This window comes from Pseudobutyrivibrio sp. (assembly GCF_015057185.1).
In the GTDB taxonomy this organism is placed as follows: Bacteria; Bacillota; Clostridia; order Lachnospirales; family Lachnospiraceae; genus Pseudobutyrivibrio.
In genome coordinates, this window is sequence record NZ_SVEV01000025.1 from 43130 (window position 1) to 55857 (window position 12728).

At 37.5% G+C, this 12728-nt stretch carries 12 protein-coding genes; all 12 read right to left on the reverse strand.

Annotated features, from left to right (window positions below):
• Position 1 precedes the first annotated feature (1 nt).
• Positions 2–1852 carry an excinuclease ABC subunit UvrC gene (gene uvrC / locus E7276_RS10810; RefSeq protein WP_294217397.1) on the reverse strand — a complete coding sequence of 617 codons (1851 nt, stop codon included), beginning with the start codon at positions 1850–1852 and terminating at the stop codon, positions 2–4.
• A gap of 3 nt (positions 1853–1855) precedes the next feature.
• The gene (ftsH, locus tag E7276_RS10815; protein ID WP_294217400.1) at positions 1856–3910 is read right to left on the reverse strand and encodes an ATP-dependent zinc metalloprotease FtsH; all 2055 of its coding nucleotides are present in this window, start codon (positions 3908–3910) and stop codon (positions 1856–1858) included.
• A gap of 219 nt (positions 3911–4129) precedes the next feature.
• The gene (locus tag E7276_RS10820) at positions 4130–4927 is read right to left on the reverse strand and encodes an ABC transporter ATP-binding protein (protein ID WP_294217402.1); all 798 of its coding nucleotides are present in this window, start codon (positions 4925–4927) and stop codon (positions 4130–4132) included.
• The gene (locus E7276_RS10825; protein ID WP_294217404.1) at positions 4920–5846 is read right to left on the reverse strand and encodes an ABC transporter permease; all 927 of its coding nucleotides are present in this window, start codon (positions 5844–5846) and stop codon (positions 4920–4922) included. The genes E7276_RS10820 and E7276_RS10825 overlap by 8 nt, the downstream gene beginning before the upstream one ends.
• A gap of 71 nt (positions 5847–5917) precedes the next feature.
• Complete coding sequence (locus tag E7276_RS10830; RefSeq protein ID WP_294217406.1) at positions 5918–6946, reverse strand: ABC transporter substrate-binding protein; 1029 nt, start codon at positions 6944–6946, stop codon at positions 5918–5920.
• Between the two features lie 143 nt (positions 6947–7089).
• Positions 7090–7869, reverse strand: a complete 780-nt coding sequence (locus tag E7276_RS10835) for an SDR family oxidoreductase (RefSeq protein ID WP_294217409.1) — start codon at positions 7867–7869, stop codon at positions 7090–7092.
• Positions 7870–8058: 189 nt separating this feature from the next.
• The gene (locus E7276_RS10840) at positions 8059–9423 is read right to left on the reverse strand and encodes an MATE family efflux transporter (RefSeq protein ID WP_294217410.1); all 1365 of its coding nucleotides are present in this window, start codon (positions 9421–9423) and stop codon (positions 8059–8061) included.
• Positions 9424–9564: 141 nt separating this feature from the next.
• Complete coding sequence (locus E7276_RS10845) at positions 9565–10089, reverse strand: bL17 family ribosomal protein (RefSeq protein ID WP_294217414.1); 525 nt, start codon at positions 10087–10089, stop codon at positions 9565–9567.
• Between the two features lie 135 nt (positions 10090–10224).
• Complete coding sequence (locus tag E7276_RS10850) at positions 10225–11184, reverse strand: DNA-directed RNA polymerase subunit alpha (protein WP_294217421.1); 960 nt, start codon at positions 11182–11184, stop codon at positions 10225–10227.
• Positions 11185–11340: 156 nt separating this feature from the next.
• The gene (gene rpsD / locus E7276_RS10855) at positions 11341–11934 is read right to left on the reverse strand and encodes a 30S ribosomal protein S4 (RefSeq protein WP_294217423.1); all 594 of its coding nucleotides are present in this window, start codon (positions 11932–11934) and stop codon (positions 11341–11343) included.
• A gap of 16 nt (positions 11935–11950) precedes the next feature.
• A complete protein-coding gene (gene rpsK, locus E7276_RS10860; RefSeq protein WP_090420832.1) occupies positions 11951–12343 on the reverse strand; it encodes a 30S ribosomal protein S11 in 393 nt (130 codons plus the stop codon).
• Positions 12344–12378: 35 nt separating this feature from the next.
• The coding region (rpsM, locus tag E7276_RS10865) for a 30S ribosomal protein S13 (protein WP_294217428.1) at positions 12379–12728 on the reverse strand (350 nt) is incomplete at its 5' end.

The following is a 12728-nucleotide window of genomic DNA, read 5'->3' on the forward strand; positions in this document are numbered from 1 at the left end:
CCTAATTAACAGGGTGAAAGTAATTATACACATTTTCTGCGGCCTCTCTAGACATGGATGGTGTGTCCTTCAAATCATCTATTGTTGCCTTTGCCATATTCTCCGCAGAAACATATTTCTTCATAAGCGCTTTTCGTCTAGCTGGTCCAATTCCTTCGATATCATCTAGGAAGCTGTGTACCTGCCCCTTGCTTCTAAGACTTCTGTGATACTCAATAGCAAAGCGATGTGCTTCATCTTGTAATCTAGTTATCAACTGAAAGCCTTGGGAATGGGTATCGATTGGTAGTTCTTGGTCTTTAAAATATAACCCTCTAGTTCTATGGTGGTCGTCCTTAACCATTCCTGCGATTGGTATATGTAGCCCTAATTCTGCCATTACCTGTTCAGCAATGTGTACTTGTCCTTTACCACCATCCATCATAATGATATCCGGAAATTTCGTAAAGCTGTCTTCCTGCTGACCGCCGTTTGCTTCAAGCTCTTCTAGACCATGAGAAAATCGTCTAGTAAGGACCTCATGCATAGATGCATAATCATTTGGTCCCTCTACCGTCTTTATTTTAAATTTACGGTAATCTGAACGTTTAGGTTTGCCCTTTTCAAATACAACCATGGAGCCGACTGATTGAAATCCTGAAATATTAGAAATATCAAATGCTTCCATTCTGCTAGCACCAGGTAATCCTAACATATCTGCAATTTCCTTCATTGCACCTAAGGTTCTGCCCTCTTCTTTTTTTATTTTTTCTCTATCTTGGTCAAGAACCATTTGCGCATTTTTAGCCGCAAGCTCTACCAATTTTTCTTTTGAACCTCTCTTTGGGGTTCTGATATATACTCTTGCCCCTTTTTTATCGGTCAGCCAATTTTCTAATAGTTCTGCCTCTTCCAAATCATATTGCACAAATATTTCTCGTGGAATAAATGGAGTCCCCGTATAATAATCCTTCAAAAAATATTGCAGCAAGTCCTCATTTGTATCATCTACACGTACATTAATAAAGAAATGCTCACGCCCAATCATTTTACCATCACGTATAAAAAAGACTTGAACAACTGCATCTTCTTTTGCTGCAGCCATCGCAATTATATCCCTATCTTCTCCGTCTAATTGGGTTGCCTTTTGTCTACCAGCGCAAGCCTTAACAGATTCTATTAAATCTCTGTATAATGCTGCCTTTTCAAAATCCATTTCCTCAGAAGCTGATAACATTTTAGCCTCTAAATCCTTGAGGGTATCAAAATAGTCACCATTCAAAAAATCTATTACTTTTTCTACATTTTTAGCATACTCTTCCTTGGAAATGTTTCCTTGGCATACGCCTAGACACTGGCCAATATGATAGTTTAAGCATGGACGATTTTTTCCAAAGCTTTCTGGAAACTTTTGACTACAAGTCCTTATTTTGTAAAGCTTTTGAACAAGTTCAACCGTATCATGTACCGCATTTGCCGAAGTAAATGGACCAAAAAATTTATTGCCATTCTTTTTCATTCTGCGGGAAAACATAACACGTGGATAAGCTTCGGTTAGAGTAACCTCTATGTATGGATAGGTCTTATCGTCTCGAAGCATTGTATTATACTTTGGGCGATATTCTTTTATTAAATTGCATTCTAAAATAAGGGCTTCAAGTTCAGAATCAGTAACTATAAACTCGAAATAATCGATATTAGCCACCATCTGCTTCTTTTTAAGCCCTTCATCATGGCTCGGCTGAAAATACTGTCGTACTCTATTTTTCAGAGAGCGTGCCTTACCAACATATATAATTTCATCATTTTTCCCATGCATTAGATAAACTCCCGGTTGATCCGGGAGTTTTCCAAGGTCTTGTTCTGTTACCATAAATTACTCATCAAAAATACTATCCGTAACTACATTGTTAGGATCATTGTCATCAAAGATACTAGATTTCTTATTATCTTCAAAAAGACTAGAGTTGTTATCTGAATCATCCTGTGACTCTTCTGCATCTGCCTTTTCTTTCGCTTTTTCCTCTTCTGGGTCAGGGAGTCCTTTTATTTCTCTGAATATCTTCATGAATTCTTTGCCTGTAATAGTTTCATGCTCAAATAGATACTCTGAAATTTTATCAAGGCTTTGCATATTTTCAGTAAGAAGCTCTTTTGCCTTTGCATAAGCATCAGTAATCATTTTAAGTACTTCTTCATCAATTTGTCCTGCAGTGTTATCACCACAGATAAGAGAAGCTCGACCATCAAGATACTGGCTTTCTACTGTTGCAAGTCCCATCATGCCGAATTTTTCCGACATACCAAAGCGAGTAACCATAGCTCTAGCAATTTTGGTAGCCTGCTCAATATCATTGGCAGCGCCGGAAGTATAGCTTCCAAATTTAATATCCTCAGCTGCACGTCCACCCATGAATGTAACAATTTTTGCTAGCAGCTCGTCCTTTGTTTCAAGGAACTTTTCTTCTTCTGGAGTCTGTAATGTATATCCAAGAGCACCCATAGTACGAGGCACAATTGTAATCTTTTGAACTGGCTCTGAATCCTTCTGTAAAGCAGAAACAAGAGCGTGTCCTACTTCGTGATAAGAAACAATTCTGCGTTCCTTCTCACTCATTGCCCTATCTTTCTTTTCTTTACCACCAACTGCAACAAGCTCGAATGCCTCGAACAAGTCTTTTTGATTAACGAATTTTCTTTTGTCCTTAACTGCAAGAATAGCTGCCTCATTTATGATATTAGCAAGGTCAGAACCAACCAAACCAACTGAAGCAAGCGCCATAGCATCCAAATCTACAGATTCATCCATTTTGACATCCTTGGCATGAACCTTGAGAATCTCAAGACGTCCCTTTTGATCTGGTCTATCAACAATAATTCGTCTATCAAAACGTCCTGGACGTAAAAGAGCCTTATCAAGTACTTCTGGTCTATTTGTAGCCGCTAAAATAAGAAGTCCCTTATTAGAATCGAAACCATCCATTTCTGCCAATAACTGGTTTAATGTCTGCTCTCGTTCATCATTTCCGCCGCCGTAATGAGCATCACGGCTCTTTCCGATTGCGTCGATCTCATCAATAAAAACAATACAAGGTGCTACCTTTTGTGCCTCTTTAAACAAGTCACGAACACGTGAAGCACCAACACCAACGAACATTTCAACAAAGTCAGATCCAGCTAATGAGAAGAATGGAACGCCCGCCTCACCAGCTACAGCCTTTGCAAGAAGTGTCTTACCAGTTCCAGGAGGGCCTACTAACAACGCACCCTTTGGTAGCTTCGCACCAATTTCTGTATATTTCTTAGGGTTATGTAGGAAATCTACCATTTCCTGAACAGATTCTTTTGCTTCATCCTGGCCTGCAACATCCTTAAAAGTAATGCCAGTAGCCTTTTCCATGTTGTAAAGCTTTGCATTAGATTTACCAACGCCCATAGGGCCGCCACCCATTTTCTTCATAAGGAAGCCTAGTACTACCCATAAAAGTACTAATGGTAAAACAAATGAAAGAATGTTATAAATAATAGCCGCTGTTGAATCAGCTATTGTACCTTCAAAATTAACATTATGCTCTTTTAGAAGCTGTACTAATTCTTCATCTTCAAAAATCCTAGCAGTGTATAATTTAATGGATGTATCGTAAATCTGAGGTGATATACTTGTCTCATCACTCACATCACTATAATCAGCATCATCTACTAAAGTGATGTTGATTACGTCATCCTTAAAGGTTACTTCTTTTACCTTATCAGCCTCTACTAATTCAAGGAATTCTGAATATGTTATCTCCTGACTTGTTCCAGAAGCAACACCCTTGTACATCATGCTTGTAAAGAAAAGCGCAATAAGCACTAAAATTCCTAATGTATAAAACGGCTGATGATTCTTTTTGTTATTTCCATTTTGGTTGTTATTGTTGTTCTCGTTCACATCTGCCTCCGCATTTATAAATTCATCTACTCTAATTTATCATAAATAGGGGTAAAAGTATCGTTTTTAATAAATTTTTAATACATATTAACGTCTTTATTCACAATTATTTCTTGTTAATTCTCTGTAACGAAAAAACAGCTTGCGACATCGATTTGCAAAAATTGTTTCAATACAATATTTTACATTTCGCTACGCAAGCTGCTTTATTTTCATTAATTATTTAGAAAGGATTTCAGTATCATTAGTAAACTCTGTACCAGATACTTCTTCAAATTTATGCAACAGGTCCTCGATAGAAAGTTGCTTCTTTTCTTCTCCACTAATATTAAGAATAACTCTACCTTCATTCATCATAATAAGTCTATTGCCGTACTTGATTGCATCACGCATATTGTGAGTTACCATCATTGCAGTTAGATTATTCTCTTTAATTAGCATGTCTGTGATTTCCAAAACCTTCGAAGCAGTTTTAGGATCCAAAGCCGCTGTATGTTCGTCTAAAAGTAATACCTTTGGCTTTTGAATTGTTGCCATCAAAAGTGTTAACGCTTGACGCTGTCCACCTGAAAGCAAGCCAACCTTTGCTGTTAGTCTATCTTCTAGACCTAAATCTAGCTGTTTGAGCATTTCATGATATTTTTCACGTTCTGATGAGGTAACACCCCACTTTAATCCTCTAATTTTGCCACGACGCGCTGCCAATGCCATGTTCTCATCAATCTGCATATTTGCAGCGGTACCTGTCATTGGATCCTGAAATACTCGGCCTAAGTATTTAGCTCTTTTATGTTCTGGTAATCCAGTAACATCAACACCGTCAATTGTAATTGTTCCTCGATCCACTGGCCATACACCAGCTACAGCGTTAAGAAATGTGGACTTACCTGCTCCATTTCCTCCGATAACTGTGCAGAATTCTCCTTCCTCTAGGTAAAGAGAAGCACCTGCTAAAGCAACCTTTTCATTAATTGTGCCAGGGTTGAAGGTCTTTTTCAAATTGTTAGCACTAAGCATGTCTTCTACCTCCTTCTCTAGCAGCTTTTCTAAATGAGCTATTTGCCTTTCCTTTTAAGTATGGTACCGCAAGGAATATAGCAACTATCAATGCTGTAAACAATTTCAAATCGTTAGTATTTAGCTTCAGCTTCAAAACTAAATCCATGAAGATGTAATATAGCACTCCGCCAAGTACAACAAATACTAATAATATGGCAAAATTTATCTTTTTTCTAAAAATAACATTGCAGATAACTTCACCTATGATAATGGCTGCCAAACCGATAACAATAGCGCCACGTCCATTATTAACATTTGCTTGGCCATTAAACTGCGCATATAAAGCACCTGCAAAGGCAACTAATGCATTTGATATCACAAGACCTATAGTCTTCATAATATTTATATTAATTCCCTGTGCCTTTGCCATGGCTGGATTTGTTCCTGTTGCTCTAAGAGCAGAACCCATTTCTGTTCCAAAAAATGCATACATAACAGCTATAATAGCAACAGCAATAATAGCTACAGTAATCAGCGCATCATTCTGATATCTCAGAGAAACTGCCAAATCATATTTATCAACTGAAATTGGAACACTAGATTGAGCATTTGAAATTCGAAGATTTATTGAATATAAAGCTAACTGCGTTAAAATTCCGGCCAAAATATCAGGAATACCAAAGGTAGTATGAAGTACTCCAGTGATTAGTCCCGCTGCAGCACCTGCTATAAAAGCTAATACAAGGGCTAAAACCCAAGATTTTCCAGATAATATTACCATTGCCGCAACAATTCCTCCTGTGGAGAATGAACCGTCAACAGACAAGTCGGCGAAATTTAATAATTTAAATGTTATATATACTCCTAGGGCCATTATACCGTATATAATTCCCTGTGCTAGAGTACCAGGTAACCCTGCTATTATTGTTTCTATCATAATCTAAAACTCCAAAGAGCAAGGTCTAAAAAGACCTTGCCCACATCCTTACTAAATATTTTGAATATCTTTTATTCTTCCATCTCAATTGCTGTATAGTCATCTGGAAGTGTAATTCCAAGCTGCTCAGCGATTACTGGATTATATTCCTTTGTAAATTCTGTAGCATAATTAATCTCTGTAGTTGCAGGATCTGCACCATTTACAAGAATATCGTAAGCCATAAGGCCTGCTTCATAACCGATGTCATAGTATGAAATTGAAAGTGTAGCGATTCCACAGCCCTTGCAGATTCCTTCTTCACCAGCCACAATTGGAACACCTGCTGTTAAAGCAATATTATTTATTGTTTCAGCACAATCTGCTGCTACGTTATCTGTTGGAACATATAAAACATCACTAGAGCTACATGCTGTCTGTACTACTGTGGATACATCTGCTGAATCTGCAAATGTATAAGGTGTTACGTTGTAGCCATACTCCTGTAAGTATTTTGTGATTTGGTTTGCCTGATAAATTGAGTTATCTTCTCCAGAACAGTAGATGATACCTACTTCCTTAGCATCTGGGAAAAGCTCATTTAACATTTCTGCCTGGCCATCTAATGGAGCCAAATCTGAAGTTCCAGTTACATTAATACCTGTTGAACCAGACCAATCATCAATGTCCAATGCTGTAGCATAGTCAGTAATAGATGTTGCAACAATAGGAATGCTATTAGTAGCTGTCTGACTAGCCTGCAAAGCTGGTGTAGCATTTGCCATAATTAAATCAACATTGTCTGTTACAAATGCATTTGCAATAATTGAGCAGTTAGAAATCTCGCCAGAAGCATTCTGTACCTCAATGTTTACTTTATCCCCAAGCTTTTCAGTTAATGCATCCTGAAATCCTTCTGTAGCCGCGTCTAATGCTGGATGCTGTACCAACTGTAAAACTCCCACATTATATGTCTGATCACCAGAATCTGATGACTGTTGTGCATCAGTCGTTTGCTCAGTCTCTGACTGTTCAGCTTTTTCTTTTGCAGCATTTGTTCCACATGCTACCATATTAAAAGCCAAAACAGATGCAGTAACAAATCCAAGAATTTTCTTCATATGTCTTCTCCTCCTATATTTACTTATGTTGGATACTTTAGCACTTTTAATGACTAAAGTCAATTTGCAAATTTTAAATTTAATTTTTGTTTATTTCCTTCAATTTAAAAAAGCCTGTAGCATAATCGCTACAGGCCAGTTAATTACATTGCAGTATATCCGCCATCTACTGGCAATATTACTCCATTTACATATGTACTGCATGGAGACGCCAAGAAAATTGCTGCTGTATCAAGCTCTCCCTCTTTTCCATATCTATTCAATGGAATCATTGTTTTAGCATATTGCTGGAAGAATTCAGTATCAAGGGTTTCCTTTGTCAAAGGAGTTTCAAAATATCCCGGACAAATAGCATTTACCGTAATGCCCTTGTTTCCCCATTCAGATGCTAATGCACGTGTAAGATTAACCACGCCACCCTTTGCAGCATGGTATGCGGCTGCTGGAGCAATATTGTTTCCTACAAGGCCATACATTGATGCAATATTAATTATTCTTCCATATCCAGCAGAAATCATTGCCTTTTTCGCTACTGCTCGAGCCATTTTAAAACTACCTGTTAAATCTATAGCTATTTCTCCTTCAAATTGAGAATCTTCCATATTTTCAGCAGATGTTGCACCTGATCCTGTTCCTGCGTTATTAATCAAAATATCTATTCTGCCAAACTCTTCTAATATCTTATCAACAGTTTCATTTACCTTTGAAGTATCAGTAATATCGCAAGGAATACCAATAGCTTTCACGCCATATGTTTCTGCTATTTCCTTTGCTACCTCATCAATCAAATTCTGTCTTCTTGCAACTGCCACAATATTGCAGCCCTGTGAAGCCAATGCCTTTGCCATTTGAACTCCAAGTCCAGATGAACATCCAGTAACCAACGCTACATGGTTTGATAAATCAAAATACTTTTTTAACATTTTTCTTCCTCCTAAAAATTTCTTTCTTTAAATTTTTAAAACTTAAGAGGTATTGTATAGTATATTTGATATTTGTGTAAGCGTTTTTCTATAGATTTAATATTTATTTAATACTTTTCTGAATATTGTTTGTTAATTAACAAACCATTTTATTAAGACTTTTAAATCCTAATAAAATGGTCCGATGATTTATATATAATGACAGTTCTCGCTGCAAAATCTTTTTTCTAATTTATGACAACATGAATAAAAACCTGGGACTAAGAATATTACAGCAAATAGCCAAGCAACTGGGCTAGCCCATACTGCGCCTTCATAACCAATTATTGGAACCAATACAAATGCAACCAAGATTCTGGCTATCATTTCCATTACTCCTGAATAAATTGCAAATCCAGAAAACCCCATTCCTTGAATAGCAAATCTAAAAATGTTAACTGCCGCTAATAATGTATAGGTCAAAGCATTAACAATCAATAATAGCATTGCCTGTTCAATTACAACTGGTGTATCAGTGAACATTCTAAGAAGAATTCTTCCAACAAAGAATAAAACTATTAAACTAATAACCGCATAAATTGTTCCTAATAGCTGTGCTGTCCATATGCCCTTTTTTACTCTAGGTATATCCTTTGCTCCTACATTCTGACCAGCATATGTAGCCATGGTTCCGCCTAAGGCATCAAATGGGCACACAACAAATTGTGAGAGCTTACCACCGGCTGTCATTGAAGCTACTGCAACTGTTCCAAGGCCATTTACCGCAGTCTGAAGAACAACAGACCCAATGGCCGTAATTGAATACTGTAATCCAAATGGAATACCCATAAACATAAGGACTTGGGTATGATGCTTGCCTAAAACCAAATCGCCTTTACTAAGTTTTAGTATAGGAAACTTTTTAATCATGTAAATGACACAGCTAGCTCCTGCAATAAACTGCGAAATAACTGTAGCTAATGCTGGACCTTCAACATTCATTTTAAATACCAATATAAAAACGATATCTAGTACAACATTTATTCCTGCCGCCAAAATCAAAAAATAGGTAGGTGTTGTACTATCTCCCAATGAACGAATGATGCCTGCCGTAAGATTATAGAGAAATGTAACAGGAATACCTAGAAAGATTATCTCAATGTATATATATGCTAAATCTATAATCTCTTCTGGTGTTCTCATCAACGAAAGAATCTGATAGCAAAAAATACAAACTACAGTAGTAATTGCCACTGATAATATAGCTGATAATACAATAGAATTACCTACAAATTTCCTCATTGAACTATAGGACTCCGCCCCAAAACGCTGGGCAACAGGTATAGCAAAGCCCGAGCAAATGCCTATACAAAATCCATTAATCAAAAAATTAATTGAGCCAGTAGATCCAACAGCAGCAAGAGCATTATCTCCCAGTGTTTGACCAACTATAATAGTATCAACAAGATTATATAATTGCTGAAACAGCAATCCAAACAACATCGGAATTGAAAAATTAAGGATTAATGTAAGAGGTCGTCCCTCAGTCATTTTTGTAATCTTAGTCTTCCCCATATCAACCTCACAGTAAAATTATAATTATATTGTCATACTACATCATTTTAGAAAATACTTAAATAATAAATATTTTTTTAAATAAAAATTTTGTGTATAAAAAAAACCAGGACTAAACGTCCTGGTTAAAAGTCAATATAATTATACTAACTCAAGAACAACTTCCATAGCTGCATCGCCCTTACGTGGTCCGATCTTTACGATACGTGTGTAACCACCCTTGCGATCAACGTACTTTGGAGCGATCTCATCGAATACAAAGTTAGCCATGTCAACCTTGTGTGTCTCAGACTTCTTTGCACCCTTAGCTGTTGGAGTGTAAAGAACCTGCATCATCTGACGACGAGCGTGAAGTCTAGAAGCTGAATCCTTCTTGATCTTCTTGTCAACTGTATCGTATACAGTAACCTTCTTGCCATCAACAACTTCCTTTACTCTCTTACCATCTTTATCTTTACGAGCAACCTTTGCCTGAACTGTAACTTCTTCGAAGTTATCCTTTTCCTTTACACCAAGTGTAATGATGTGCTCAGCAATCTTCTTTACTTCCTTAGCCTTAGCTTCAGTTGTAACAATCTTTCCGTGATAAAGAAGCTCAGTTACCTGATTTCTTAAAAGCGCTTTTCTCTGTGAAGATGTTCTGCTTAATTTTCTGTACTTTGCCATTTCTTTTCTCCTTAATAACTGGCGTTACAGGTGCTCATCGGTCTTACCCCGTAACTTTGTGATGGAAAGGCATCCGCGAAAATGCTCATCGGTCTTATTTTTCACGTATTATTTCCTGTTACTTATAAAAACGATTTAGTCCTCAATCATTCTGAGTGAAAGACCAAGCTCGCTAAGCTTCTGTTCTACTTCTTCCATAGACTTGCGACCAAGGTTACGAACCTTCATCATGTCATCAGGTGACTTGTCGCAAAGTTCTGCTACTGTATTGATACCAGCTCTCTTTAAGCAGTTGTATGAACGAACTGAAAGCTCAAGCTCATCAATGCTCATTTCAAGAGTCTTGCCTGTTGTATCATCTGGCTTGTCAGCGATAACGCTAAGATCCTGAGCAGCCTCTGAAAGATTAACAAATAAATTTAAATGCTCGCTGAGTACCTTAGCAGCCATAGAAACTGCCTCATCAGGACCCATTGTACCATTTGTATATACATCAAGTGTAAGCTTGTCATAATCAGTAACCTGACCTACACGAGTGTCCTCAACTGTCATGTTTACACGCTCTACTGGTGTGTAAATTGAATCTACCGCAATCTTACCGATTGGTGTATCTGGAGTCTTGTTCTTGTCAGCTGAAACATAGCCACGATTCTTTGTAATTGTAAGCTCCATATAAAGCTTGCAATCATTGCCACCATTAAGATGTGCAATAACAAGATCTGGATTAATGATCTCGATATCTGAATCTACCTGGATATCAGCAGCTGTTACAACTCCTTCACCCTCGAACTCAATATATGCTGTCTTTGGTTCATCAGAGCTACTGTTATTTCTAATAGCAAGCTCTTTGATGTTCATAACAATTTCTGTAACGTCTTCTTTAACGCCTGGAATAGCACTAAATTCATGAAGAACGCCTTCGATCTTAATCTGGCTAACTGCAGCTCCTGGCAGAGATGAAAGCATAATTCTACGAAGAGAATTGCCAAGTGTTATACCATAACCTCTCTCAAGAGGTTCTACAACGAATCTGCCGTATTTTTTGTCCTCAGAAATCTCAGCGATTTCAATGTTTGGGTTTTCAAAATTTAACACTACATTGCCTCCTTAATATAATGTATTAGACTGAAAAAACAGAATATTTAAAATATCCTGCTTAATTGCTCATTGTCGCATAGTAAAATTTTAACAAATCGCACTTATACAAGCAAGCTGGTATAAGTGCTTTTTGTAAGAATTCACTAAAATTTATTATTTTGAATATAACTCGACGATAAGCATCTCGTCTACAGGAACATCAATCTGCTCTCTATTAGGAAGCTCCTTAACTGTACCCTTAAGATTCTCAGAATCAACGTCAACCCACTCTGGTGTTGTTCTACCAGCTGTTACCTCAACGATATCCTTGAATCTCTGAATGCTCTTTGACTTCTCTCGAACTTCGATAACATCTCCAGCCTTTACAAGGTATGAAGGAATGTTAACTGACTTACCGTTTACAAGGAACATCTTGTGATCAACAACCTGACGAGCTTCTTTTCTTGTACGAGCAAATCCCATACGGAATACTACGTTATCAAGACGGCTCTCAAGAATTGTCATAAGGTTTTCACCTGTCATACCCTTCTGACGGTCAGCCTTCTCATAATAATTACGGAAAGGCTTCTCAAGTACGCCATAGATGAACTTAGCCTTCTGCTTCTCCTGAAGCTGAAGTGCGTACTCTGACTTCTTACCTCTTCCTCTATTCTTCTGTCTACGTGACTTTTTATCATATCCTAAAAATGTAGGATCTAAATCAAGAGATCTACATCTTTTAAGAACTGGTGTCTTATTAACTGCCATTAGATTTTCCTCCTAATTAGACTCTTCTACGCTTTGGTGGACGACATCCGTTATGTGGAACTGGAGTAACATCCTTGATTGTAAGAACCTGAACGCCGTTTGCATCGATTGCTCTGATTGCAGCCTCACGTCCTGAACCTGGTCCCTTTACGAATACATCTACACTCTTTAATCCGTGAATTAATGCAGCCTTAACTGCTGTCTCAGCTGCCATCTGTGCAGCATAAGGAGTAGATTTCCTTGAACCTCTAAATCCTAGACCACCAGCACTTGCCCATGAAAGAGCATTACCCTGAGCATCTGTAATAGTTACGATTGTATTATTGAAAGATGCCTGAACATGTACCTGTCCGTGTTCAACGTTTTTCTTTACACGCTTTTTTGTTGTCTTCTTTGCAACTTTAGCCATAATTAAACTAACCTACTTTCTTTCTATTGAATAAATTACTTCTTCTTATTTGCTACTGTACGCTTTGGACCCTTACGAGTACGAGCGTTTGTCTTAGTCTTCTGTCCACGAACTGGAAGACCCTTTCTATGACGGATTCCTCTATAGCATCCGATTTCCTGAAGTCTCTTAATATCAAGAGCTACTTCTCTTCTAAGATCACCTTCAACAGTTAATGTCTCATCAATAACTGTGCTAATCTTCTTAACTTCTTCATCAGTTAAATCCTTGACACGTGTGTTAGGATCAACACCAGCTGCCTCAAGAACCTTGTTTGAGCTTACTCTACCAATTCCGTAAATGTAAGTTAAACCAATTTCAATTCTCTTGTCTCTTGGTAAATCTA